Annotated in this window: 22 protein-coding genes; 16 read left to right on the forward strand and 6 right to left on the reverse strand. The window is 73.1% G+C overall.

What is annotated here, in order from left to right:
- The first annotated feature begins 23 nt into the window (after positions 1–23).
- A complete protein-coding gene (locus tag R2D22_RS21140; protein WP_318105941.1) occupies positions 24–1,406 on the forward strand; it encodes an NsdA family TPR-like regulatory protein in 1,383 nt (460 codons plus the stop codon).
- 207 nt (positions 1,407–1,613) lie between these two features.
- Positions 1,614–2,987 carry a hypothetical protein gene (locus tag R2D22_RS21145; protein ID WP_318105943.1) on the forward strand — a complete coding sequence of 458 codons (1,374 nt, stop codon included), beginning with the start codon at positions 1,614–1,616 and terminating at the stop codon, positions 2,985–2,987.
- A 262-nt stretch (positions 2,988–3,249) separates the two neighbouring features.
- On the opposite strand, the gene R2D22_RS21150 is transcribed toward R2D22_RS21145, so the two are convergent.
- Entirely contained in the window at positions 3,250–4,500 is a 1,251-nt protein-coding gene (locus tag R2D22_RS21150) for an ABC transporter substrate-binding protein (protein WP_318105945.1), read from the reverse strand.
- Positions 4,501–4,703: 203 nt separating this feature from the next.
- Here R2D22_RS21150 and R2D22_RS21155 point away from each other — a divergent pair, with 203 nt between their 5' ends.
- Together R2D22_RS21155 and purU are read left to right on the forward strand one after the other, a co-directional pair.
- The gene (locus R2D22_RS21155; RefSeq protein ID WP_318109898.1) at positions 4,704–5,150 is read left to right on the forward strand and encodes an SCO4402 family protein; all 447 of its coding nucleotides are present in this window, start codon (positions 4,704–4,706) and stop codon (positions 5,148–5,150) included.
- Between the two features lie 46 nt (positions 5,151–5,196).
- Entirely contained in the window at positions 5,197–6,048 is an 852-nt protein-coding gene (gene purU, locus R2D22_RS21160; protein ID WP_318105947.1) for a formyltetrahydrofolate deformylase, read from the forward strand.
- Between the two features lie 58 nt (positions 6,049–6,106).
- On the opposite strand, the gene R2D22_RS21165 is transcribed toward purU, so the two are convergent.
- Both R2D22_RS21165 and R2D22_RS21170 read right to left on the reverse strand, forming a co-directional pair.
- Positions 6,107–7,414 carry a zf-HC2 domain-containing protein gene (locus R2D22_RS21165; RefSeq protein ID WP_411977055.1) on the reverse strand — a complete coding sequence of 436 codons (1,308 nt, stop codon included), beginning with the start codon at positions 7,412–7,414 and terminating at the stop codon, positions 6,107–6,109.
- Positions 7,411–7,983 (reverse strand): sigma-70 family RNA polymerase sigma factor, encoded by a 573-nt coding sequence (locus R2D22_RS21170; RefSeq protein WP_318105949.1) that lies wholly within the window; start codon positions 7,981–7,983, stop codon positions 7,411–7,413. The genes R2D22_RS21165 and R2D22_RS21170 overlap by 4 nt, the downstream gene beginning before the upstream one ends.
- A 222-nt stretch (positions 7,984–8,205) precedes the next feature.
- Here R2D22_RS21170 and R2D22_RS21175 point away from each other — a divergent pair, with 222 nt between their 5' ends.
- Entirely contained in the window at positions 8,206–8,580 is a 375-nt protein-coding gene (locus R2D22_RS21175; RefSeq protein ID WP_318105956.1) for an STAS domain-containing protein, read from the forward strand.
- A gap of 68 nt (positions 8,581–8,648) precedes the next feature.
- Positions 8,649–9,170 carry an EF-hand domain-containing protein gene (locus R2D22_RS21180; protein WP_318105958.1) on the forward strand — a complete coding sequence of 174 codons (522 nt, stop codon included), beginning with the start codon at positions 8,649–8,651 and terminating at the stop codon, positions 9,168–9,170.
- A 6-nt stretch (positions 9,171–9,176) separates the two neighbouring features.
- Here R2D22_RS21180 and R2D22_RS21185 read toward each other — a convergent pair whose 3' ends face one another.
- Positions 9,177–10,679 (reverse strand): class I adenylate-forming enzyme family protein, encoded by a 1,503-nt coding sequence (locus tag R2D22_RS21185; RefSeq protein WP_318105961.1) that lies wholly within the window; start codon positions 10,677–10,679, stop codon positions 9,177–9,179.
- 157 nt (positions 10,680–10,836) lie between these two features.
- On the opposite strand from R2D22_RS21185, the gene R2D22_RS21190 reads away from it, so the two are divergent.
- The 4 genes from R2D22_RS21190 (at position 10,837) to R2D22_RS21205 (ending at position 14,928) form a co-directional block, all read left to right on the forward strand.
- Positions 10,837–12,027, forward strand: a complete 1,191-nt coding sequence (locus R2D22_RS21190; RefSeq protein ID WP_318105962.1) for an amidohydrolase family protein — start codon at positions 10,837–10,839, stop codon at positions 12,025–12,027.
- Positions 12,027–13,160 (forward strand): acyl-CoA dehydrogenase family protein, encoded by a 1,134-nt coding sequence (locus R2D22_RS21195; protein WP_318105965.1) that lies wholly within the window; start codon positions 12,027–12,029, stop codon positions 13,158–13,160. Before R2D22_RS21190 ends, R2D22_RS21195 begins: the two co-directional genes overlap by 1 nt.
- A 7-nt stretch (positions 13,161–13,167) precedes the next feature.
- Positions 13,168–14,049, forward strand: coding sequence for an acyl-CoA dehydrogenase family protein (locus R2D22_RS21200; RefSeq protein ID WP_318105967.1), 882 nt, complete (start codon positions 13,168–13,170; stop codon positions 14,047–14,049).
- Positions 14,050–14,469: 420 nt separating this feature from the next.
- A complete protein-coding gene (locus R2D22_RS21205; RefSeq protein WP_318105969.1) occupies positions 14,470–14,928 on the forward strand; it encodes an ATP-binding protein in 459 nt (152 codons plus the stop codon).
- A gap of 200 nt (positions 14,929–15,128) precedes the next feature.
- Here R2D22_RS21205 and R2D22_RS21210 read toward each other — a convergent pair whose 3' ends face one another.
- Entirely contained in the window at positions 15,129–16,067 is a 939-nt protein-coding gene (locus tag R2D22_RS21210) for a cyclase family protein (protein ID WP_318105972.1), read from the reverse strand.
- Positions 16,068–16,163: 96 nt separating this feature from the next.
- Here R2D22_RS21210 and R2D22_RS21215 point away from each other — a divergent pair, with 96 nt between their 5' ends.
- From R2D22_RS21215 to R2D22_RS21240, 6 genes are all read left to right on the forward strand, one after another.
- The gene (locus tag R2D22_RS21215) at positions 16,164–17,078 is read left to right on the forward strand and encodes an SDR family NAD(P)-dependent oxidoreductase (protein WP_318105973.1); all 915 of its coding nucleotides are present in this window, start codon (positions 16,164–16,166) and stop codon (positions 17,076–17,078) included.
- 246 nt (positions 17,079–17,324) lie between these two features.
- Entirely contained in the window at positions 17,325–18,470 is a 1,146-nt protein-coding gene (locus tag R2D22_RS21220) for an acyl-CoA dehydrogenase family protein (RefSeq protein WP_318105976.1), read from the forward strand.
- A complete protein-coding gene (locus R2D22_RS21225) occupies positions 18,467–19,516 on the forward strand; it encodes a Zn-dependent alcohol dehydrogenase (protein WP_318105979.1) in 1,050 nt (349 codons plus the stop codon). The genes R2D22_RS21220 and R2D22_RS21225 overlap by 4 nt, the downstream gene beginning before the upstream one ends.
- 114 nt (positions 19,517–19,630) lie before the next feature.
- Positions 19,631–21,022, forward strand: coding sequence for an FAD-binding oxidoreductase (locus tag R2D22_RS21230; protein WP_318105982.1), 1,392 nt, complete (start codon positions 19,631–19,633; stop codon positions 21,020–21,022).
- An 87-nt stretch (positions 21,023–21,109) separates the two neighbouring features.
- Positions 21,110–21,502, forward strand: a complete 393-nt coding sequence (locus tag R2D22_RS21235) for a hypothetical protein (protein WP_318105984.1) — start codon at positions 21,110–21,112, stop codon at positions 21,500–21,502.
- 33 nt (positions 21,503–21,535) lie between these two features.
- Entirely contained in the window at positions 21,536–22,813 is a 1,278-nt protein-coding gene (locus tag R2D22_RS21240; RefSeq protein ID WP_318105986.1) for an MFS transporter, read from the forward strand.
- 265 nt (positions 22,814–23,078) lie between these two features.
- On the opposite strand, the gene R2D22_RS21245 is transcribed toward R2D22_RS21240, so the two are convergent.
- The gene (locus tag R2D22_RS21245; protein WP_318105990.1) at positions 23,079–24,080 is read right to left on the reverse strand and encodes a GlxA family transcriptional regulator; all 1,002 of its coding nucleotides are present in this window, start codon (positions 24,078–24,080) and stop codon (positions 23,079–23,081) included.
- Positions 24,081–24,105 lie beyond the last annotated feature (25 nt).

Raw genomic sequence — 24,105 nt, forward strand, 5'->3', positions numbered from 1 at the left:
TGCACGGCCTCAGGGGGTTCATCATGGCAGCCAGGCCTCTCGTCGCCCGTCAGCCCAACGAACGGTTGCAGGCGCTCATCCAGGAAGCCGGGTGTTCCAACGCCGGCCTCGCCCGGCGGGTCAACATGGTCGGCGCGGAGCGCGGCCTCGACCTGCGGTACGACAAGACGTCGGTCGCCCGCTGGCTGCGCGGACAGCAGCCGCGCGGCCGGGCGCCGGGGATCATCGCGGAGGCGCTGGGCCGCAAACTGGGCCGCACGGTCACCATCGACGAGATCGGGATGGCGAACGGCAAGAACCTGGCGTCGGGCGTCGGCCTGCAGTTCTCGCCGACCGTGGTCGGGGCGATCGAGCAGGTCTGCGAGCTGTGGCGGAGCGACGTGGGCCGGCGGGACTTCCTGTCGGGTTCGGCGGTCGCCGCGTCGGCCCTCGTCGAGCCGAGCCGGGACTGGCTGATCACGGGCGCGGACGCGCAGGTGGCGCGGTCGGCGGGGGCGCGGGTCGGGGCCTCGGACGTGGCGGCGGTACGGGCGATGACCAGCGCCCTGGTCGACCTGGACCACCGGTTCGGCAGCGGGCACGTACGGCCGGTGGTGGTGCACTACCTGAACAGCGTGGTCGCGGGGATGCTCGCGGGGGCCTACCGGGAGTCGGTGGGACGGGAGTTGTTCGCGGCCGTGGCCCGACTGACCGAACTGGCCGGGTACATGGCGGTGGACACCGGACAGCCGGGGCTCGCGCAGCGGTACTACATCCAGGCGCTGCGCCTCGCGCAGGCGGCCGGGGACCGCGGGTACGGCGGGTACGTGCTGGCCGCCTCGATGAGTCATCTGGCCGCGCAGCTCGGCAACCCGCGGGAGATCGCGCAGTTGGCGCGGGCGGCGCAGGAGGGCGCGCGGGGGCGGGTGACGCCGCGGGCGCAGGCGATGTTCCTGGCGGCCGAGGCGCGCGGGCACGCGCTGCTCGGCGACGGGCGGACGTTCGACGAGGTCGCGGGGCGGGCGGTGGCGGCGCTGGAGCAGGCCGATCCGGAGTCCGGCGACGACCCGGCGTGGATCGCGCACTTCGACGCGGCGTACCTCGCGGACGAACTGGCCCACGGTCACCGGGATCTGGGCCGGCCGGTGGAGTCGGCGCGGTCGGCGGAGGAGGCGCTGCGCGGGCTGCCCGAGTCGCGGGCGCGGCGGCGGGCGATCGGTCTGGTGCTGCTGGCGTCGGCGCAGGTGCAGCAGCGCGAGGTCGAGCATGCCTGCCACACCGGCACCCGCGCGCTCGAACTCCTGGGCACGCTGCGGTCGTCGCGCGGCGCGGAGTACCTGGACGACCTGCAGCAGCGTCTCGAGCCGTACGCGGCGGAGCCCGCGGTGCGGGAGTTCGGCGCGCGGCTGGAGATCCAGGCGGCGTGACGCTCCGTGGGACTTCCGACGCCCTGCCCCCTGCGCCCCCTATGGGGCGCTTCTGAGGCGCATCGGCCTTCGCTGGACTGCCTGTTGGTGACCTGGGTCACGCCCCTGGAGTGACCGGGACCACACACGTGTGCGGAGCGCGGGACGCACCCGGTAGCGTGAACCGACGCTTCCGTAAGTAGGTCAGGCAGATCAGTAGGAGTCCCGGTGACGCAGAGCGGACAGGGTCCGGAACCGCATCCCGCGGTGCGGCCCACGCACGAGGGTGTCGTGCTGCCCGCAGAGGGCGGCGTACAGGGCGCGCCCGGCGGCGGCCCGACCGGAGGCCAGCCGTGGGGCGGGGCCTGGGGGCCGGGCGCGGGACAGCCGCCGGCGCCCGCCATGCCGCCGGTCGCCCAGCCGCTGCCGCCGGAGGCGGTCCCCGGCGGTGCCGCGGACATGCAGGCCACGCAGTACATAGCCCCGGTGCCGGGCGGGACGCCCGGCGCCATGCCGCCGCAGGGCGGGTACGGCTACCCCGGGCCCGGTGCGGGCGCGCCGGCGCAGCCGCAGGGCGGGTACGGGTACCCAGGACCGGGCGCGCCGGGCCCCGTGGCCGACATGCAGGCCACCCAGCACATACCCCCGGTGCAGGCGCACGACGGGGACTCCACGCAGTTCCTGGGCACCGGCCCGCTGCGCCACGGGGCCGGACCTGGCGCGGTCCCCGCTGGGGGCGCCGACGCCGAGGCGACGCAGTACATCGCGCCGATCCCCGCGCAGCCGCAGGGCGAGCGGACGCAGCCGCCGGCCGAGTTCGACAACCTCTTCCGCAGCGACAGCACGCAGCAGCTGCCCCAGATGCCCCCGCAGCACCAGCAGCCGCAGTACGGCCAGCAGCCGCCGCAGCAGCCCCCGTACGGCGGCTACCAGCAGGACGACCGGGACTACGGCTACGACCCCGAGCCGCGCCGCAAGCCCCCCGTCGCGGCGATCGCCGCCGTCGTCATCGGCTGCGCCGTGCTCGGCCTCGGCGCGGGCGCGGTGCTCAGCGGCGGTGACGACGACAAGGACACCGGCAAGAACGTGGCGGCGTCCTCCTCCGCCCCGACCGGGCAGCAGCCGTCCCCGGCGAAGGGCGAGGACCCGGCGGAGACCCAGGCCAAGGCGCTGGACAAGCTCCTTGCGGACAGCAACAACAGCCGGGACGCGGTGATCCGCTCGGTCGGCAACATCCGGCAGTGCAAGAGCCTCGACGAGGCCGCGAGCGACCTGCGCGGCGCGGCCGAGCAGCGCCGGGGCCTGGTGACCCGGCTCCAGACGCTCACGGTCGACCAGCTCCCGAAGAACGGCGAGCTGACCGCGGCGCTCACCAAGGCGTGGCAGGCCTCCGCCTCGGCGGACGACCACTACGCGGCCTGGGCGGACCAGATGAAGGGCAAGAAGGCGTGCAAGGGCGGCCACGCCCGCCGCACCGCCCAGACCGCCGCTGCGGATGCGAAGAGCGGCGAGGCCACCACCGCGAAGCGCGAGGCGGCCGGGCTGTGGAACCCGACCGCCGACAAGTACGGCCTCACCAAGCGCCAGCCGACCCAGCTGTAACCCCACCCGCGGCCGGGCCCACCGGGCGCGGCGGAAACCTACCCAAATGCCCGGGGTGCGGGGGACACCCACGGACGGGAGTGGGGGACGTGGAGGGGGTCGCGTTCGGGACGTAGAGCGTGATTTGTGGCGCACGGGAAGCGCTTCGCGCTCAGGGCACCCGAACGCGCCGTAAATCATGCAGTCCCGAATGCGCCCCCCGGAACGGCCCCCACGGCACCGACCACCAACACCACCGCACCCCCCCGCGGCGCGCCCCGCCTCACGGCGCGGTGCGGACCGTCTCGCCGACGTTGACGAAGCCGGGGCGCTGCGCCACCAGTCGTCCCTGGCGGACCACTTGGAAGGTCACCTCGGGGTTCACGACCCGCGCGAGCCCGGTCGCGCCGAGCATGTCCTCGTACCGCCAGCGCAGCGGCGGGGTGAGGCCGCCGGTGTCGACCTTGACGCCGCCGTCGAGGGCCCGGGCGACGTGCCGGGCGTTGATCTCGTCGGTGCCCACCGCCTTCACGACCTGGGCGAAGACCGTGTAGGCGATCCACGTCGTCTGGACGCCCGCGTCGGCGGGGTCGATCCGCGTGTCCTCGAAGGCCTGCTGCTGGATTACCTTGCGCATCGGATTCCAGCGCGGGTCGCCCGCGTCCGGGTACCAGCCGGTGACGAGCGCGCCCTCGAACGGGCTGCGGGAGCCGCCGCTGCGGTCGACCAGCGGTTGGCCGACGCTGCCGAGCACCGAGGAGATCCGGACCTCGGCGTCGGACTCGGGCAGCCGGCGGAAGGAGTCGAAGAAGGTCTGGGTGCGCTCGCCGAGTACGGCGGCCACGCACCCCTTGTCGCGTCCGGCCCGCTCCCGGGCCTGGCCGGCCTGCTCGCTGTACTCGCCGGCGTCCTCGACGGCCGGGATGTCGGTCGCGGTGCGGTGCTGGCCCCGCTGCAGTCCGGAGTTGAGCAGCTCGGGCAGCCGGTCGCCGGCGACGGTGTCGGGCCGGACGAGGGAGACCCGGCGGCAGGACTCGGCGAGCTGCATGCCGTGTCCGGCGACGAGCGAGGCCTGACCGCCGTTGACCGGGTAGGACAGGTGGCTGGTGAACTCGTCCTCGGAGATCCCGTAGCCGCCGATGTACGGGATGCCGGCGGCCTCCAGCGGGGCCATGAAGGCGCGGCCGTGCTGGCTGTACGAGCCGACGACGGCGGTGACGTTCTCGCGGACGGCGCGACGGGCGCAGGCCGATGCGCCGGAGGGCGAGTTCTCCTCGTTGCAGGTCAGGACGCGGAGCTGGTGGCCGTCGATGCCGCCCTTGGCGTTGACCCAGCGGGCGTACGCCTGCGCCATCGCCGGCATGCCGGGCATGTTGGTGGCACGCGTTCCGTCCGGTGCCCAGGTCATCACGGTGACGGGCTCCCTGGAGCCCCCCGTGGCCCCAGGGATGACACCGCACCCGGTGAGCAGCGACGCTCCGGCCGCCGCGGTGGTGAGATACGCGAGGAGTGAGGTCAGTCGCCTACCGGTCATGGGCATGCACAATTCCGCCTTATGGGTAACGCGGGAGTGTGGGTGGTTCAACGCACGGTGACGTCCAGGTGAATTGCGGGGGCCGGGCGGGGTCTGGGAGGGGGCTCGTCCGCTTGATCCACAGGGGAACGTACGATCGAACGGTGTCCAGTCCTGTTTCCGGTTCGGTGAACTCTTCCCGTCGCGGCCGTCGCTCCTCCACCATGGGCGGCATGCCGCTCAACGACATGCCGTGGTGGCGCTGGCGCAGCAACGTGCGTTCGGCGCTGCACATGCTTTCCGATCCCGTCTTCCACCAGGAGACCTGGCTGGCCGGCCACGAGGGGTACGGGGACGTCACCGACGCCGTGTACCGCCTGGTCGAGGACACCTGGCTGGACAACTGGTCCGCCGAGAAGTACGTCGGAACGATCTTCCGCGACTCCGGCGAGGCCGCGCTGGTCGACGTCGCCGTGCTCCGGGTGCTCCGGATCATGCACCAGGCCGGCGCGGACGCGCCGGTCTCCGCCTACCTGGAGCACCACGGGTGGCCGGAGGCGGTGCGGGCCGCACGCGAGGCGCACGTCCGGATGGCGACGGCGGACGGGGACGACCCGGACGCGCCGCCGCGCTCGCTGGACGTGCTGCGGATCATGACGCGGTCCGCCTGACGGACGGCGAGCGTTCGGGGCACACGACCTGTGGGAGCCTATGAGGATGACTGACCAGTACGTCCTCACGCTCTCCTGCCCGGACAAAAAGGGCATCGTGCACGCCGTGTCGAGCTACCTGTTCATCACCGGATGCAACATCGAGGACAGTCAGCAGTTCGGAGACCGTGACACGGGTCTCTTCTTCATGCGGGTCCACTTCTCCGCCGAGGATCCGGTCACCGTGGAGAAGCTGCGGGCGAGCTTCGCCGCGGTGGGCGACTCGTACACGATGGACTGGCAGATCCACCGGGCCGACGAGCGGATGCGCGTCGTGCTGATGGTGTCGAAGTTCGGCCACTGCCTGAACGACCTGCTGTTCCGCTCGTCCACCGGCGCGCTGCCGGTGGAGATCGTCGCGGTGGTGTCGAACCACACGGACTTCGCGGAGCTGGTGGGCTCGTACAACATCCCGTTCCGGCACATCCCGGTGACGAAGGAGAACAAGCCGGAGGCGGAGGCGGAACTGCTCGCGCTGGTGCGCGAGGAGAACGTCGAGCTGGTCGTGCTGGCCCGCTACATGCAGGTGCTCTCGGACGACCTGTGCAAGCAGCTGTCGGGCCGGATCATCAACATCCACCACTCGTTCCTGCCGAGCTTCAAGGGCGCGAAGCCCTACCACCAGGCGCACGCGCGTGGCGTGAAACTGATCGGTGCGACGGCGCACTACGTGACGGCCGACCTGGACGAGGGCCCGATCATCGAGCAGGAGGTCGAGCGGGTCGGCCACCAGGTCACCCCGGACCAGTTGGTCGCCATCGGCCGCGACGTGGAGTGCCAGGCGCTGGCGCGGGCGGTCAAGTGGCACTCGGAGCGACGGATTCTCCTGAACGGGCGCCGGACGGTCGTGTTCGCGTAGGGGCGCTCCGCCGCGGTCGTGCGTCCCGCCGGGCGGGACGCACAACGGGGCGTAGGGGCTACAGCCGGCTCAGGCCGGCCGCTGCCGAGAGGACGTCGTGGATGGCTTCGCGGTCGCCGTCCTGGCCCGCCGCGGCCTCCTCGGGGGAGATGTGGCCGGCCATCAGGCGGCAGAACTCGACGCCGTCCATCGCGACCTGGGCCACCGAGCGGTCCGCCGTGCCCAGGGCCGCGGGCGAGTCCAGGGCGATGTACCAGTGGCCGCCGCCCGAGCCCTCGATCTCCAGGTGCAGCGAGCGGCCGGGGGAGCCCGCCGCGACCAGATGGCGCGCCGGGGACGCGAGCCCCGCGCGGCGGCGGTCCGCCAGGGCGGCCGGCAGCAGCCGGGCGGCCAGGTCGATCATGCCGCGCAGATGCGCCCCGCTGGGCGGCGCGTACGGGTAGTCCACCGCGCTCGCGATGTCGTCCGCGTGCAGCCAGCACTCGAAGGCCCGGTCGAGCAGCGCGTCCCGCAGCGGCAGCGCGAAGTCCCCGTACGTCACCGTCAGGTCCGCCACGCCCCGCCCGGCGAACGACACCGTCCGCACCAGCGTGTGGCTCTGGTCCCGCCAGGGGACCCGGATCTTCCGGGTCGCCGGCCAGTCCCCGTCCTGCCAGAACGCCTCCGTGCGCTCGGTCGGCGAGGCGCCGGCCGTCCCGGCCAGGGCTCCCAGCGGGTCGTCGAGGCCGAGCGCACGGGCGACCAGGCCGTCCACGGCCATCAGATGCCCGATCACCCCGGCGACCGTCGTCCGCCGGGTCACCTGCTGCTCGCCCTCGAACCACTTCAGCCGGACCGGCGCGTGCCACTCCGAGTCCCCGATGTCCCGCAGCAGCGCGTCGAGCCGCGCGGTCTCCGCGTCGTACGACGCCGCCCAGTCGGGCACCGGGATGCGGGCCGGCCGACGGCCCAGGCAGCTCTCCAGGACCCGGGACCGCAGCAGCGGGTCCAGGTCCAGGTCGCGGTCCTCGTGCAGCAGCGCCACCGCGTCCCGCAGCCGCAGCGCCTCCTCCGCGCACGGCGCGCACGACGTGAGGTGGTCCTCCAGCGCTCGGGTCTCCTCCGCCGAGCACGCCGAGAGCGCCCACGCGCCGAGCAGCGACTTCAGCACGCCGTGGGGCAGCACGAGCGGCGCCGCCGCCGACTCCTCGGCCGGCTGCGGCGAATCGGCGGGCCGCGACGTGAGGTCCGCGTGGTCGTCGGCCGCCCACCGGGGTCCCGGTATGCGCGGGACGCGGGCCACCTCCTCGGGCCCGTCCGGCCCGTCCGGGCCCTTCGGCTCGTCCGGCTCGTCGGGACCCCCGGGCCCGTTCCAGGGCCGGGTCACAGCGCACGTCCGTAGCCCGGCGGGCCCGGCGGCCCGCCGTTCGCCGTCGACAGCAGCTGCAGCCCGAGCCGCAGCCGCCGGCGCGCCTCCTCCTCGGTCACCCCGAGGTCCGCCGCCGTCTGCCGGTAGTCGCGACGCCGGCGGTACGCGAGGTCCAGCGCGGCCCGCAGCGGGGCGGGCATGGAGGTGACGATGTAGTCGGCCCGGGCGGCGGCCGACGCCCGGAGCACCTTCTGCTCCAGCTCCTCCGCGGACCCCTCGCCGGACTCCGCGAGCGCCGCCGCCTCCACCTGCCGCAGCCGCTGCACCGCCTGGCGGCGGGTCAGATACGCGACCCAGGCCCGCAGGTTCCCCTGCTTCGGGTCGTACGCGTCGGGGTTCTCCCAGACGTAGCCGAACACCTCGCGGGTGATCCGGTCGGCCGCGTCGTCGTCGTCGAGCACCCGGTGGGCGAGGTTGTGGACGAGGGAGGCGTAGCGGTCGTACAGCTCGCCGAGGGCAGCCGCCTCGCCGCGGGCCAGTCGCTGCTGCATCCGGCGGTCCCAGCGCGGTGGTGTGTCCTTCGCCATATGAGCCCTCCCGGCAGCCCTCCCGACCCGACTGTCCCTCGAATGTAATGCGCGCCGCCGACCTGCACTCCCCTTTGGGGCAAGTGCGCCCCCGCCCTGTGGAGCGATGGTAAGGAAAGCGTCAGACTGCGCCGAAGGAGTTTCGGCCCGGCGGAACGGGGCAGCGGGAGGGCACAGGAAGGGCATCCTCCGCTTGCCTTCACCTCTGGAAAGGTCCCCACCGTGACGCTCAAGGTCGACGTCGACGAGCAGGGTTCCTGGACCGTGCTCCACATCAGCGGCGAACTGGACCTGGCGACCTCGCCGGTGATCCGCCGCAGAGTCCACGAGGCCGTGGCCATCGGCCGGCACGACGTGGTCCTGGACCTGTCCGCCGTGCGGTTCTGCGACTCCAGCGGGGTCGGCGTGCTCATCGCCGCCCGCCGCCTCATGTACTCCTGCCGCGGCCGGCTGCGGCTGATCCTGCCCGCGCAGGGCGCGCCCACCGGGTCGCACGTCAACCGGGTGCTCGCCGCGCTGGGCGTGCGCCGGCTGTTCGACGTGTACGAGGACGTGGCCGCCGCGACCGGCGAACGGGCGCAGCCGCTGTCCGCATAGTGGGAGCACAGGCGATGCACAGTCGCCCCTCTCGGCAGAGCGGCCCTCCGCGTCGTACGCTCCGCTCCATGGACTCCACGGATGCCGACGCGCTGTACCAACGCCGGATCGCGAACCGGTTCGCCGCCTTCGACCAGGACGGCGACGGGACCATCTCGCGCGAGGACTTCACCACCGCGGCCAAGCGGGTCCTCGCCGCCTTCGACGTCCCCTTCCGCTCCGACAAGGGCCAGGCCCTGTGGAGCGGCGCGGAGGCGTTCTGGCAGGGCATGGCCGGGATCGCCGACGTGGACGGCGACCAGAAGGTCAGTCACGAGGAGTTCGTCGGTGGCGCGGTGAAGCGGCTGCACGACCACCCCGAGCGGTTCGCCGAGATCGCCCGCCCGTTCCTGCACGCGCTGCTCGCGGTCGCCGACACCGAAGGCGACGGCCGGGCGACGACCGGCGACGTGGAGAAGGCCCTGGTGGTCCTCGGCATCGAGCCGCACATCGCCGCGCTGAGCGCCGAGTCGCTCGACACCGACCGCTCCGGCACGGTGGAGGAAGAGGAGGCCGTCACCGCCTTCGCCCGCTACTTCATGACGAACTGAGCGTCGTCACGACCCGTACCGCTCCCTGAGCTTGTACTTCAGGACCTTGCGCAGGGTCTTGTTGCGCGGCAGGGCGTCGACCACCTCCAGCTGTTCCGGCAGCTTGTGGACGGCGAGGCCCTGCTCGCGCAGGTACGCGCCGAGCCCTCGCAGCGTCAGCTCGGCGGCCCCCGCGGGCTGTTCCACCACCGCGCACACCCGCTCGCCGCGCTCGGCGTCCGGCAGCCCGATCACGGCGGCGTCGCCGACGTCCGGGTGGGTGTGCAGCAGGTCCTCGATCTCCTTGGCCGAGATGTTCTCGCCCTTGCGGATGATGATGTCCTTGATCCGTCCGGTGAGGACGAGGTGGCCGCTCTCCGTGAGATGCCCGACGTCCCCGGTGATCAGGAAGCCGTCCTCGTCGAAGGCGGCGGCGGTCTGTTCCGGGTCGAGGTAGCCGCGGCAGACGGCCTCGCCGCGCAGCCGCACCTCGCCGTCCTCCGCGATGCGTATCTCCATCCCCGCCGGCGGCCTGCCCTCGGTCGTCGCGAGGTTCTCCGCGGTGTCCTCCGGGTCGCCCATGGTGATCATGGGGACCTCGGTCATGCCGTAGCCGTGGGTGAGCCGGCAGCCCATCTCACGGACCACGGAGTGGTAGATCTCCGGGGGCTTGGGGGCCCCGCCGCCGGCCAGCAGCCGGAGCGTAGGGATGACCTTCTCGCCGGGCTGTTTGCGCTGTTCGGCGAGGAACATCGAGTAGAACGCGGTGGAGCCGCCGGCCACGGTGACGCCGTGCTTGCGGTACTCCTCCAGGGCGTCCGGAAGCGCGAACTGTTCGAACATGACGGCCGGGAATCCGTACAGCAGCAGCATCACCGTGTAGTCGGGCCCGGCGATGTGGGCGAACGGGAAGGCCATCGAGCCGACGTCGTCCGGCGTCAGCCGCAGCGCGTGGGCGAGGCAGGAGCCGCCCGCGATGAGGGACCGGTCGGTGTGCAGCACGCCCTTGGGGTCGGAGGTGGTGCCCGAGGTCCAGTAGATCCAGCGGACCTCCTCGCCGGAGGACGGCGGTGGCGGGAGCACCGCCGGGTCGCCCTCGGGCAGGGTCTCGTACGCCTCGAAGACCCCGCGCGCACCGAGCCGCTCGGCCAGCGCGGTGTGGTCGTAGCCGCGCCACACGCCGGGCACGGCGAAGTACTCGGCGCGGGACTCGCGCAGCGCGAAGCCGACCTCGCGGTCCCGGTAGAACGGGATCACCGGGGACTGCACGGCGCCCAGGCGGGCCAGGGCGAACGAGAGCAGCGCGGTCTCGATCCGGGTGGGCAGCTGCCAGGCGACGACCGTGCCGGGGCGTACGCCCCGGTCGTGCAGGCCGGCGGCCACCCGTTCGGCGCGGTCCCGCAGCTCGCCGAAGGTGAGGGTGCGGTCGCCCTGGAGCAGGACGGGGCGGTCGGGGGTGAGTGCGGCGCGGCGTTCGACGAGCTCCCAGAGCGTGCGGGACTCGCCGAGGGCGTGGGCGGTGTCGGTCACGGCGCTCCCTCGGTCGGTCGGGCCGACCTGACGTGGCGTCAGATCGTGCGCAGAGCGTAGGCCCCTCCTCCTTGTCGGTCCAGGGGTGCGGGGCTAGCCTGCGTTCTGACGGGTCATCAGATAAGGGTGGACTACGTACGTGCCACGGAGGCGTCCCATGACAGAACTGCCGCGGATCGTCAGCGTCGACGACCACGTGATCGAGCCGGCCCATCTCTTCGAGACCTGGCTGCCCGCCAAGTACCGGGACCGCGGCCCCAAGCCGCTGACCGCCGGCATCGGCGAGCTGGCCTACGTCGGCGGCAAGTACCAGATCACCATGGACCCCGACGGTCCGCCGACCGACTGGTGGATCTACGAGGACCTCAAGTTCCCGTACAAGCGGAACATCGCCGCCGTCGGCTTCGACCGCGACGACATGACGCTGGAGGGAATCACCCGCGAGGAGATGCGCCGCGGCTGCTGGGACCCCGCCGCGCGGCTCAAGGACATGGACCTCAACCATGTCGAGGCGTCGCTCTGCTTCCCGACCTTCCCGCGCTTCTGCGGCCAGACCTTCGCCGAGGCCAAGGACAAGGAGGTCGCGCTCGCCTGCGTCCGCGCCTACAACGACTGGATGGTCGAGGAGTGGTGCGGCGACAGCGGCGGCCGGCTCATCCCGCTGTGCATCATCCCGCTCTGGGACATCGACCTGGCCGTGGCGGAGATCCGGCGCAACGCGGCGCGCGGCGTGCGGGCGGTCACGTTCTCGGAGATCCCCACCCACCTCGGACTCCCGTCCATCCACTCCGGGTACTGGGACCCGTTCTTCGCGGTCTGCCAGGAGACCGGCACCGTCGTGAACATGCACATCGGGTCGTCCTCGCAGATGCCGGCCGCGTCCCCGGACGCGCCGCCCGCCGTCCAGGCCTCGCTCAGCTTCAACAACGCGATGGCGTCGATGATGGACTTCCTGTTCAGCGGCGTCCTGGTGAAGTTCCCGCGGCTGAAGCTGGCGTACAGCGAGGGCCAGATGGGGTGGATCCCGTACGCCCTGGAGCGGGCCGACGACGTGTGGGAGGAGCACCGCGCCTGGGGCGGGGTGCGCGACCTGATCCCCGAGCCGCCGTCCACGTACTACTACCGGCAGATCTTCTGCTGCTTCTTCCGCGACAAGCACGGCATCGCCTCGCTGGACGTGGTCGGGCGGGACAACGCCACGTTCGAGACCGACTACCCGCACGTCGACTCGACCTTCCCGCACACCAAGGAGGTCGCCCTCGACCACGTCAAGGGACTGGACGACGAGACGATCTACAAACTGATGCGCGGCAACGCCATCCGGATGCTGGGCCTGGACCTCGTCTGATGGACCTGACGTACACGGCCGAGGAGGAGGAGTTCCGGGCCCGGCTGCGGGACTGGCTCGGCACCGTCCTGCCCAAACTGCCGCCGCGGCCCGATCCGCTCGACTGGCCCGGGCGGCGCGCGTACGACACCGGCTGGCAGCGGCTGCTGTACGACGCCGGCTACGCCGACGTGCACTGGGACGCGTCCCCCACCCAGCGGCTGATCTTCCTGGAGGAGACCGAGCGCGCCGGAGCCCCGTACGTCGGCGCGAACTTCGTCGGACTCCTGCACGCCGGGCCCACGATCGCCGCCGAGGGCACCGAGGAGCAGCGGGCGCGCTGGCTGCCGGGCGTGCTCAGCGGCGACGAGGTGTGGTGCCAGGGCTTCAGCGAACCCGACGCCGGTTCCGACCTGGCCTCCCTGCGCACCCGGGCGGTCCGGGACGGCGACGCGTACGTCGTGACCGGGTCGAAGATCTGGACCTCGCACGCCGAGGTCGCCGACTGGTGCGAACTGCTGGTCCGCACCGACCCCGACGCGCCGAAGCACCGCGGCATCAGCTGGCTCGCCATGCCGATGACCAGCCCCGGGATCACCGTGCGACCGCTGCGGACGCTGGCCGGCTCGACCGAGTTCGCGGAGATGTTCCTCGACGAGGTGCGGGTGCCGGTCGGCAACCGGGTCGGCGCGGAGAACGACGGCTGGCGGGTCACCATGGTGACCCTGTCGTTCGAACGCGGCACCGCCTTCGTGGGCGAGGTCGTCGCCTGCCGCCGCACCCTCGGCGAACTGGCCCGCGCGGCCCGGGAGAACGGCTCCTGGGACGACCCGGTGATCCGGCGCCGGCTCGGCAGGCTGGCCGCCGAGTTCGCCGCGCTGTGGCGGCTCACCCAGTGGAACGTCAGCGAGGCGCAGGCGAGCGGCGGGGTGCCGGGGGTCGGCGGGTCGGTGTTCAAGCTCCAGTACTCGCACGCGCGGCAGGAGCTCTACGACATGGCGGCGGAGGTGCTCGGGCCGGACGCGCTGGACCTCGGGCAGGAGTGGAACGTGGACCGGCTGTCCTCGCTGTCGTACACGATCGCCGCGGGCACCTCGCAGATCCAGCGGAACATCGTCGCCGAGCGCATCCTCGGCCTGCCGAAGGGGCGGTGACCCAGCCATGGACTTCCGGCTCACCGAGGACCAGAAGGCGCTGCGGGCGGGCGTGCGGGAGCTGCTCGCCCGGCGCTTCGACCGCGACGCGCTGCGGGCCGCCGTCGACGCGGGCGGGACGCTCGACCGCGCGCTGTGGCGGGAGCTCGGCGCGGCGGGCTTCTTCGCGCTGCGGCTCCCCGAGGAGGCGGGCGGCGTCGGGCTCGGGCTGCCCGAGGCCGTGCTGCTCTTCGAGGAGGCGGGCCGGGCGCTGCTGCCGGGGCCGCTGATCGCCACGCACCTGGCGGCGGGGGAGGTGCCGGGTGCGGCGGAGGGTGAGGTCGTGGTCACGGCGCGGGACGGCGCCCTGGTGGAGTGGCTGGACGCGGCGGACGTGGTGCTCGGCGAGACCGGTGAGGCCGTGCCCGTACGGTCGGTGGACCCGCTCACGCCGCTGCACCGGGTGCCGTCGGCGGCGGGAACCGCGGTCTCGGTGGCCCCGCGGGCCGGCGCGGCGGCCCTGCTCAGCGCCGCCGAGCAGCTCGGCAGCGCCTCCGCGACCACGGACATGGCCGTCGCGTACGCCAAGGACCGGATCCAGTTCGGGCAGGCGATCGGCGGGTTCCAGGCCGTCAAGCACCTGTGCGCCGGGATGCTCGTACGGACCGAGCTGGCGCGGGCCGCCGTGTACGCGGCGGCCGTCACCGCGGACCCCGTCGAGATCGCCGGGGCCAAGCTGCTCGCCGACGAGGCGGCGGTGCGGGGCGCGCGGGACTGCCTGCAGGTGCACGGCGGGATGGGCTTCACCTGGGAGGCGGACGTGCACCTGCACCTGAAACGGGCCTGGGTGCGGGCCGAGCGGTGGATGCCGGCCGCGGCCGCCGAGGAGGCGGTGGCGGCGGCGCTGTGACCGGGGCGGCGGCACGGTGACCGGGGCGGCCCGGGCGCTCACGGAGCGTCGATATCGGGTTGTGTCCTCGGCGGGGGCCGTCACGGGCCGGAGTCGAGCCCCGGCTCCGGTACGCTCCGTGGGATGCGAGTGGTTCTCAGCCCGGTACCCGCCGGTGTCGCCCCAGCGGCGGCATCGCTCCCGGGAATGCCCGCCGCTCGTGGCCCGTGGAGGCGTTCTGCGCCCTCCTGTTCGACTCCCCGCAGCGTGCGTCGCACAGTATGCACCACGCGTACTCCTTCGCGCTGGAATATGCCCGAAGCGCTTGTTGCGGTGACTGTACGTCAACCATGCTGTCTCACAAGGGAATCACGTTCCGTGATGACGCCGTTGTCTGTGAGGCGCGAGGCGATGTGTCCGCCGGTTCGGATGGTGTGAGCGGTGCAGGTGCTTCAGGTTCAGTTGGAGGTCGGGCCGGACCCGGCTGAGGTGGGACGTGCCCGGCGCTGGGCCCGGTCGAGGCTCGAGGGTTCGGGCATCGGGGATGACGAACCGCTTTCCGAGACGCTGGTACTGCTCATCTCCGAGCTGGTGACCAACGCCGTGGTGCACACGGGCTGTCCGGCTGTGCTGCGGATGCTCTTCGGAGCGGGCGCGGCCGAGGCCGGGACGGTACGGGTGGAGGTCGCCGACGCGAGCGACTGCCCGCCCCGCCCGCGGCGCGCGGGCGGTGACGACACCAACGGCCGCGGCCTGGAGCTGGTCGACGGGCTCGCGGACCGCTGGGGCTGGCAGCCGGAGGGCGCCGGCAAGCGGATCTGGTGCGAGGTGGACCGCGGCGCCCCGATGACCGGGAGCGCGGTGCGCGAGCCGTTGGGAGTCGTCACGCGCCACGCGTGACGGGTGAAGCCCCGAGGCCCCGTTGACGGATCGTGTCCGGGTGATCACCCTGGGGTGAGCGATTCGTTGCGAGGGGACGACGAGGGACGCGCCCGTACGGCTGCGCCCTCGACGAGTGCGGGTCGTGGCGGGGTGGCGGCTCCCCCTGCCGTGCTCGGGGTGCGCAGGTGGGCCGCCACCCGGAGATCGAGCGCCCCGTCCTACAGGATCGCCACCGGCGCCACCGGGCTTCCCGTGCCGCCGACGAAGGGTTCGGGTGTCGCGGAGAGCAGGAACGCGTACCGCCGCTCTTGTGCACAGGCTGTGGACAAGTTTTCCAGGTTCCAGTTCTGGCCCTGCAGCATTCCCATCTCGACGAGGTCGAGACCGTGCACCGGCAGCCACAGGTTCTCGACCTCCGGCGGGAAGATCTCGAACGTGAGGGTGTCGTTCGCGACGGCGGCGACGTCACGGGCGTGGAACCACTCCGGCGTACGGATCGACAGGCCGGGGGACGGGAACGCGTACCCGTGCTTGTCGCCGGCCAGATACGCCTGGACCTGCCCGGTCCGTACCAGCACGATGTCGCCGGCCCCGACCGTGACCCCGCCGAACTCCGCCGCCTCGTCCAGGTCCTCCGGCGTCACCGCGTGGTCGCCGGGGAGCCGGTCGACGCCCTTCGCGGCGGCGACGTCGAGCAGTACGCCCCGGCTCACGAGGTGCCGGGCGGTGTGGATGCCGCTGAACTCGGAACGCCCGTGCGGGGTGATGGAGCCGGCGGGGCGGCCGTTGTAGATCCGGCCCGAGTGCGAGACGTGGGTGAGGGCGTCCCAGTGGGTGGCCGCCTGCAGTCCGAGGGTCACGGCGTCGTCGCTGGTGGCGATGGTGCCGGGGCCGAACAGCTCCTGATTGATCTGCACCATGACGTGCAGCGGGTTGACGCGGCCCGGGATCATGCCGGTCTGCACGCCGTCCTGCACCAGGTCCAGCGCGAGCGGCACGCGGAGGCCGGAGCGGACGGTGCGGGCGGCCTCCCGGACCACCTCGTCGGTGATGAGGTTGAGCGTCCCGATCTCGTCGTCGGCGCCCCAGCGGCCCCAGTTGTTGACGCGCTTGGCGATGTCGTGGAACTCGGCGGGGAGAGGGGCGGGGACAGACATCGGGCCTCCGGGGTCTTGTTTTCCGGTATCTGACGGGCCATAGAATCCAGAAGGCGAATCTAACGGACCGTCAGAAACCTCGGGAAGGGGCCGGGCGTGGGGAACTTCTTGGCAGGCAAGGTCGTCGCCGTCACCGGAGCGGGACGGGGCATCGGCCGTGCCGTCGCCCTCGCATGTGCGGCGGAGGGCGCGAAGGTCGTCGTCAACGACTACGGGGTGTCGATCGAGGGCGGCGAGCCGACCTCGGACGTGGCGCTGTCCGTGGTGAAGGAGATCGAGGAGGCGGGCGGTTCGGCCGTCGCCGTCGCCGACGACATCTCGACGATGGCCGGTGGACAGCGGGTCGTCGACACGGCGCTCGCGGAGTACGGGCGGATCGACGGGGTCGTGTGCGTGGCGGGCATCCTGCGCGAACGGATGCTCTTCAACATGTCCGAGGAGGAGTGGGACCCGGTGGTCGCCACCCACCTCAAGGGCACCTTCACCGTCTTCCGGGCGGCCTCCGCGGTCATGCGGAAGCAGGGCGGCGGCACGCTGATCGGCTTCACCAGCGGCAACCACCAGGGCTCCGTCGCGCAGGCGAACTACTCGGCGGCGAAGGGCGGGATCATCTCGCTCGTCCGGAGCGCGGCGCTCGGGCTGCACAAGTACGGGGTGACCGCGAACGCGGTCGCGCCGGTGGCGCGGACCCGGATGTCGGCGAACGTACCGATGGAACTGAAGGAGATCGGCGAGCCGGAGGACGTGGCGGCGCTCGTCGTCTACCTGCTCTCCGAGCGGGCGAGGGCGGAGAGGATCACCGGCCAGGTGTACACGATCGCCGGCCCGAAGATCGCGGTCTGGGCCCAGCCCAGGGAACTGCGCGCCGGCTACGCGGAGTCGGGCGCGTGGACCCCGGAACGCATCGCGGACTTCCTGCCGGGGACGGTGGGGGTGGACCCGATGCCGATGCTGGCGATGCTGGAGGAAATGGCAAAGGCCGCGGCCTCGGGAGACCGGCCGAACGGGTAGCGGCGCCGCGGGGTGGTCCCCCGTGTGGGCAATCGTCCCGCTGGGGCGGGACGGGTGGGCACACGGGACGGCGCCCTGGCGGGCGCGTTCCGCACGTGTTCCTGCCCGCGCCACGGGGCGGTGCACCTGGAGAGCGGGCCGGGTACGGGGTGCGGGTACGAGCTTGGGGCGGAGGCGCTCGAGCAGGGGGACCCCCATCGCCCCAGCGGAGTGAATGCCCACAACGGTGGTGGAGAGGAGGCAGGCGTGGACTTCGAGTTCGGGGTGGAGGACGAGGCGTTCAGGTCGGAGGCTCGGGAGTGGTTTCACGCGCATCCGCCGCAGCGCGGCGACCCGCGCGCGTGGGAGCGGGAGCTCGGTGCCGGGGGGTGGGTCGGGATCGGGTGGGGGGCCGGCGGGTTCGGGAATCGAACCGCCTCGCTGACCCAGCAGGTCGTCTGGGGCGAGGAGTACGCGCGGGCCGGCGGGCCGACCCGGCTCGGGCACATCGGGGAGAACCTGCTCGCGCCGACCCTGCTCGCTCATGGGACCGAGGAGCAGCGGCGGCGGTTCCTTCCCCCCATCGCCCGCGGCGAGGAGCTGTGGTGTCAGGGGTACTCCGAGCCCGGGGCCGGGTCCGATCTCGCCGGGGTGCGGACCCGCGCCGTGCGGGACGGGGACCGGTACCTGATCAGTGGGCAGAAGATCTGGACCTCGCTCGCCCTCGACGCCGACTGGTGTTTCGTGCTCGCCCGGACCGAGGAAGGGTCCGTCAGACATCGGGGGCTGTCCTTCCTGCTCGTTCCCATGGACCAGCCCGGTCGCATCGAGGTGCGGCCCATCCGGCAGATGTCCGGGACCAGCGAGTTCAACGAGGTCTTCTTCGACGGCGCCGTCGCCCACGCCCGGGACCTCGTCGGCGCCGAGGGCGACGGCTGGCGCGTCGCCATGGGGCTGCTCGCCCTGGAGCGCGGGGTGTCCACCCTCGTCCAGCAGGTCGGGTTCGCCGTCGAGTTGGAGGATGTGATCCGGACGGCCGTCCGTAACGGCGCCGTTCGAGATCCCGTCCTCGCCGAGCGGCTCGTCCGACAGTGGGCCGAGCTGCGCGTCATGCGGTGGAACGCCCTGCGCACCCTCGGCCGCACCGACGACCCCGGCGCGCCCAGCGTCGCCAAGCTGCTGTGGGGCGGCTGGCACCGTCGGCTCGGGGAGCTGGCGATGGCGGTGCGCGGCGCCGCCGCGACCAGCGGGCCCGGGCCGTGGGACGGCGCGTACGAACTCGACGACCAGCAGCGGATGTTCCTCTTCAGCCGGGCCGACACCATCTACGGCGGCTCGGACGAGATCCAGCGCAACATCATCGCCGAGCGCGTGCTCGGCCTGCCGAGGGAAGCGAAGGAGGAGAGCCGATGAGAGGTGTCGTGTTCGACGGCAAGGAGGCCCTGGTCGTCGATGATCTGGAGATACGCGACCCCGGCCCCGGCGAGGTGCTCGTCGCGATCGCCGCGGCCGGACTGTGCCACAGCGACCTGTCCGTCATCGACGGGACCATCCCGTTCCCGCCGCCGGTGGTCCTCGGCCACGAGGGCGCCGGGGTCGTCGAGGCCGTCGGCGCGGGCGTCACGCACGTCGCCCCCGGCGACCACGTGGCCCTGTCCACCCTCGCGAGCTGCGGCGCCTGCGCCGACTGCGACCGGGGCCGGCCGACGATGTGCCGCAAGGCGATCGGGATGCCCGGGCAGCCGTTCTCCCGGGGCGGGAAGCCGATCTTCCAGTTCGCCTCGAACTCCGCCTTCGCGGAACGGACGATCGTCAAGGCCGTCCAGGCCGTGAAGATCCCCGCCGACATCCCGCTGACCTCCGCCGCCCTGATGGGATGCGGTGTCCTCACCGGCGTCGGTGCCGTCCTCAACCGGGCCAAGGTCGAACCCGGCGACACCGTCGTCGTGATCGGCACCGGCGGGATCGGCCTCAACGTGCTGCAGGGCGCCCGGATCGCCGCCGCGTCCGTGATCGTCGCGGTCGACACCAACCCCGCGAAGGAGGAGGTCGCCCTGCAGTTCGGCGCGACGCACTTCCTCACCTCCGCCGACGCCGTACGGGACGTCCTGCCGACCGGCGCCGACCACGTCTTCGAGTGCGTCGGCCACACCGGTCTCGTCCGGCAGGCGATCGACCTGCTCGACCGGCACGGCCAGGCGATCCTGCTCGGCATGACCTCGCCGAAGGCCGAGGCGACGTTCCTGCCCGCCGCGATGTTCCTGGACAAGTCGATCCTCGGCTGCCGGTACGGCTCCTCCCGGCCGCAGCGCGACCTCGCCCTGTACGCGGAGCTGTACCGGCAGGGGCGGCTGCTGCTCGACGAACTCGTCACCGAGACCTACCCGGTGGAGGACTTCGCCAAGGCCGCCGAGGACGCCCACCAGGGGCGGGTCGCGCGGGGCGTGCTCACGTTCTGAGCCTTCCGGGCCGACTGCTCCGGGCGTGCGGCCCGGCGGGCGCGGGGGGAGACTGGTGATGTAGCGCGGCCGGGGACGATCGAGCCTGTTCGGCAGTCCGATCGAGGAGTTCCCATGGATGGCACGGCACTGGACACCCTGCGCGAGGCGCTGCGCGGCGAGGTGATCGGACCGCAGGACGAGGGCTACGACGAGGCCCGCTCGATCTACAACGCGATGGTCGACAAACGGCCCGCCGCGATCGTGCGGGCCGCCGACACGACGGACGTGCGGGCGACGGTGCGGTTCGCCCGCGACACCGGGGTGGAGTTCGGGGTGCAGGGCGGCGGCCACAGCGGCGCCGGCCTGGGCCTGATCGACGGCGGACTCACGCTCGACCTCTCCGGCGGACTGCGCTGGGTGCACGTCGATCCCGCGTCCCGGACCGCCAGGGTGGGCGGCGGGGCGCAGCTCGGCGACCTCGACCACGAGGCGCACGGCTTCGGCCTGGCGACCCCGGCAGGGATCATGTCGACCACCGGTGTCGGCGGGCTGACCCTCGGCGGCGGCCACGGCCACCTGACCCGGGCGTACGGCCTGACCGTGGACAACCTGCTCGCCGCGGACGTGGTCCTTTCCGACGGCTCGTTCGTGACGGCCTCACAAGAGGAGCACCCGGAACTGTTCTGGGCGCTGCGCGGTGGCGGCGGGAACTTCGGCGTCGTGACCTCGTTCACGTTCCGGATGCACCCGGTGGACACGGTCGGCCTCGGCGTGACGGTGTGGCTGCCGGAGCAGATGAGCGAGGTGGCGCGCTGGTACCGGGAGTTCCTGCCAGCCGCGCCGCGCGACCTGAACGGGTTCCTCGCGACCCTCGTGGTGCCCCCGGAACCACCGTTCCCCGAAGAGCTGCACGGGCGGAAGGTGTTCGGCGTGGTGTGGTGCTACACCGGGGAGAACCCGGACGAGGACCGGCTGACGGACGTGTTCGCCGAGGTGAACGAGCCCGCCCCGCCGGCCTTCCACTTCGCGACGCCCATCCCCTACCCGGCGCTGCAGTCCCTGAACGACCACCTGATCCCGAAGGGTCTGCAGTGGTACTGGCGCGGGGACTTCTTCGACCGGATCACGGACGAGTCGATCGACGTGCACGCCGCGTACCTGGACAGCATGCCGACGGAACTGTCGCTCATGCACCTGTACCCGGTGGACGGCGCGGCACGCGACGTCGGCCCGGACGACACGGCCTGGGCGTACCGGGACGCCGTCTGGTCCGGGGTGATCGCCGGGATCAGCCCCTACCCGGGACAGGCGGACACGATCAGGCAGTGGTGCGTGGACTACTGGGACGCCCTGCACACGCAGTCGATGGGCGGCTCGTACGTGAACTTCATCGGCGCGGACGAGGGCCAGGAGCGGGTCCGCGCCACGTACCGCGGCCACTACGACCGGCTCGCGGGGATCAAGCGCGAGTACGACCCGGACAACTTCTTCCGGAACACGCAGGACATCCTGCCGGCGGCCTGAACTCCTCGGACCGAACGTCGGCGTACTCGGGTGGAGTTGAGTATCCGTACCCTGTCCGGCCCGCGGCGGGGCGCGAACACTGGTGCCATGAGCGAAGGAACGAACAAGACCGTTGTCCACCTGGTGGCGACCTTGGTCACGGCCGTAGTGGCGGCCGGTCTGTGGGCCGCGTGGCTGGGCTGGGACCAGCAGCGCGACGTCCACCCCGACGGCTCGGTCAGCGGCCCCTACGAGGCGTGGCAGGTGATCGGACTCGGCGTGACGCTGCTCGTGGCGACGTACGGGACGGCCGCCATGGGGTGGTTCGTGGCCGCGGTGCTCGGCACCACTGCCGGGCTGACCGTGGCCGCGTTCGCCGACTGGTCGGACGACGCGAGCGGGCTGTTCGTGATCGGCGTGGGGATGATCGCGGTCGGCAGCATGGTCGGCACGACCGCCGTGACCGCCGCTGCGGGCGCCCTGCGGCAGAAAAGGGCTTAGGACCACGACCGCGGGTCGCCTACGGTCGTGACCATGTCCTATCGCGAGATCGTCACCCGGCCCGTCCTCGTCTGGTGCGCGGTGACCGCCGGCGCGCGGCTGCCGGTCGCGATGGCGCCGCTGGCCGTGGTGTTCCTGGTCCGCGAGCGGCCCGGCGGGTACAGCCTCGGAGCGGCGCTCGCCGCCGTGTACGTGATCGGCGAGATCGTCGGAGCGCCGCTGCTCGGGGTGCGGCTGAACCCCGTACGGGCCCGGCCCGCGCTCGCGTTCGGCTGCGGATTCGGCGCGCTCGGCTTCGCCGGGCTCGGCCTGGCGCCCGGCGCGCATCCGGTGTTCCTCGGCGGGTGCGCGTTCGTCGCGGGCTTCGCACCGGCCGCCGTGTCGGGCGCGATGCGCGCCCTGCTCACCGAGATGGTGCCGCAACGGGCGGTGTCCCAGGCGATGAGCCTGGAGTCGATGCTGGTCTTCGCGGTCTGGGCGGCCGCGCCCGCGCTGGTGACCGGACTCGCCCTCGGCGTCGACCCGACACTGCCGCTGCTGCTCCAGGCCGCGCTGATGGCCGCGTCCGTCGCCGGGCTGTGGGCGCTGCCCGCCGGCTGGCAGGCCGAGCCCTCCGAAGGCGGCGGCGAGTCGATGACCCGGATCCTCGCCCGGGCCTGGCCGGTGTACGCGATGGGCGCCGGCAGCCTCACCCTTCTTGCGCTGGCCGAGCTGATCCTGCCCGCGCTGCTCGAACAGCGAGGCATCGGGATCGGCTGGGCCGGGCCGCTGCTCGCCGGGTTCTCGATCGCCTCGGCGGTCGGCGCGTTCGTGTACGGGCTGCGCTCCCGCTGGCCGGGGCGGCTGCCCGTGCAGAGCCTGGTGCTCGTGCTGAGCGTCGCGGCGCTGGTCGCGCTCACCGCCGTCCTGCCGTACACGGCGGCCATCGGAGCGGCGCTGGTCCTCGCCGGCCTGCTCCAGGCCCCCGCGATGCTCACCCGGAACCTCGCGCTGCGCGAGGCGCTCCCGCCGAGTGCGCTGGCCGCCGGCTACTCGGTGATGTACGCCGCCGTCGGCGCGGGCTACGCGGCCAGCGGCTCGCTGGCGGGCGGCCTGCTCCAGGTGGTCGCCCCGTCGACCGCGATCCTCTGCGGCGTCGGCCTGACGCTGCTGCTGACCTTGATCGGCGCGGCGGGCGAGCGGCGGATGCGCCGGCCGGCGGCGGCCGGCGCGCAGGCCGGCCACGGCGGTGCGCCGACCGCCGCCGGCACGCCTGCCGAGGCCGTCGGCGACGCCGGGGCCGCCGCGGACGGCGGCGCGAGGACGCCCTAGCGCCCTCCACCCGCCGCCGCGACAGGCCGCGACGCGGCCCAATAGGCGGTTGGGCGCCCAGCGCCGCCCCTCGCCCGCCCGGCCTGCTCGCTCCCCCGGCTCGGCTGCTCGCGCGGCCGGTTCGGCTTGGTCGCCGTTCCCTCGTCCGGCCTGCCCGGCCTGCGCACTCGGCCTGCTTGCGCGGCCGGTTCGGCCTGGTCGCCGTCCCCCCGCCCGGCCCGGTTGTCGTCCCCCGGCCCGGTCGCTGTCCCCCCGCCCGGCCCCCTCAGCGTGCGGGCGTCGTGCGGAAGGTGCGGCGGTAGGCGGTCGGGGTGACGCCGATGGCGGTCTGGAGGTGGACGCGGAGGGACTGCGGGGTGCCGAAGCCGGCGTCGCGGGCGACCTGGTCGACCGGGAGGTCGGACGATTCGAGCAGGTGGCGGGCGCGTTCCACGCGCTGCTGGGTCAGCCACTGGCCCGGGCTGATGCCGACCTCCTCGCGGAACCGGCGCGTGAACGTCCGTACGCTCATCGCCTCCCGCACCGCCAGGTCCCGCAGCTGGATCGGCTCGTGCAGGTGCGCCAGCGCCCACGCGCGGGCGCTCGTGGTGGTCGACGTGCCCGCCTCGGGGACGGGCCGCGCGATGAACTGGGCCTGCCCGCCGTCCCGGTGCGGCGGGACGACCGTGCGGCGGGCCACCTCGTTGGCGACGGCCGTGCCGTGGTCCTTGCGGACGATGTGCAGGCACAGGTCGAGCCCGGCCGCGACGCCCGCCGAGGTCATCACGTCCCCGTCGTCGACGAACAGCACGTCCGCGTCGACCCGGACCGAAGGGAACAGCCGCTGGAAGTGCTCGGCCGAGGCCCAGTGCGTGGTGGCCGGGCGCCCGTCGAGGAAGCCGGCCGCGGCCAGCACGTACCCGCCGGTGCAGATCGCGACCAGGCGGGTGCCGGGCCGGATGTGCGCGAGGGCCGCGGCGAGTTCGCCGGTCAGCCGGCCCTCCTCGTAGACCGGTCCGAGCTCGTACGAGGCCGGGACGACGACGGTGTCCGCGGTCGCCAGCGCCTCCGGGCCGTGCTCCACGTCGACGGCGAAGTCCGCGTCCGTCTGGACCCGGCCCGCCGTCGGGGCGCAGGTGACGATCTCGTACAGCGGCCGGCCTGCGGTGTCCTTGGCGCGGCCGAAGATCCGGTGCGGGATGCCGAGTTCGAAGGGCAGCAGTCCGTGCAGGGCGAGGACCGCGACGCGGTGCGGCCGGTGCTCCGGCTCCAGCGGCGGCTGCGGCATGGTGTTCCCTCCGGAAAGTCCTCGT

The organism is Streptomyces sp. HUAS YS2 (assembly GCF_033343995.1).
GTDB classification, from domain to species: Bacteria; Actinomycetota; Actinomycetes; order Streptomycetales; family Streptomycetaceae; genus Streptomyces; species Streptomyces solicathayae.

Bases quoted from the DNA above. Each gene is read 5' to 3' on its own strand.
- R2D22_RS21235 (WP_318105984.1), top strand. From the start codon at position 21,110: ATGAGCGAAGGAACGAACAAGACCGTTGTCCACCTGGTGGCGACCTTG.
- R2D22_RS21200 (WP_318105967.1), top strand. From the start codon at position 13,168: ATGGACTTCCGGCTCACCGAGGACCAGAAGGCGCTGCGGGCGGGCGTG.
- R2D22_RS21170 (WP_318105949.1), bottom strand. From the start codon at position 7,983: ATGGCGAAGGACACACCACCGCGCTGGGACCGCCGGATGCAGCAGCGA.
- R2D22_RS21210 (WP_318105972.1), bottom strand. From the start codon at position 16,067: ATGTCTGTCCCCGCCCCTCTCCCCGCCGAGTTCCACGACATCGCCAAG.
- R2D22_RS21245 (WP_318105990.1), bottom strand. From the start codon at position 24,080: ATGCCGCAGCCGCCGCTGGAGCCGGAGCACCGGCCGCACCGCGTCGCG.
- R2D22_RS21180 (WP_318105958.1), top strand. From the start codon at position 8,649: ATGGACTCCACGGATGCCGACGCGCTGTACCAACGCCGGATCGCGAAC.
- R2D22_RS21225 (WP_318105979.1), top strand. From the start codon at position 18,467: ATGAGAGGTGTCGTGTTCGACGGCAAGGAGGCCCTGGTCGTCGATGAT.
- R2D22_RS21155 (WP_318109898.1), top strand. From the start codon at position 4,704: ATGGGCGGCATGCCGCTCAACGACATGCCGTGGTGGCGCTGGCGCAGC.
- R2D22_RS21140 (WP_318105941.1), top strand. From the start codon at position 24: ATGGCAGCCAGGCCTCTCGTCGCCCGTCAGCCCAACGAACGGTTGCAG.
- R2D22_RS21230 (WP_318105982.1), top strand. From the start codon at position 19,631: ATGGATGGCACGGCACTGGACACCCTGCGCGAGGCGCTGCGCGGCGAG.
- R2D22_RS21150 (WP_318105945.1), bottom strand. From the start codon at position 4,500: ATGACCGGTAGGCGACTGACCTCACTCCTCGCGTATCTCACCACCGCG.
- R2D22_RS21195 (WP_318105965.1), top strand. From the start codon at position 12,027: ATGGACCTGACGTACACGGCCGAGGAGGAGGAGTTCCGGGCCCGGCTG.
- R2D22_RS21190 (WP_318105962.1), top strand. From the start codon at position 10,837: ATGACAGAACTGCCGCGGATCGTCAGCGTCGACGACCACGTGATCGAG.
- R2D22_RS21240 (WP_318105986.1), top strand. From the start codon at position 21,536: ATGTCCTATCGCGAGATCGTCACCCGGCCCGTCCTCGTCTGGTGCGCG.
- purU (WP_318105947.1), top strand. From the start codon at position 5,197: ATGACTGACCAGTACGTCCTCACGCTCTCCTGCCCGGACAAAAAGGGC.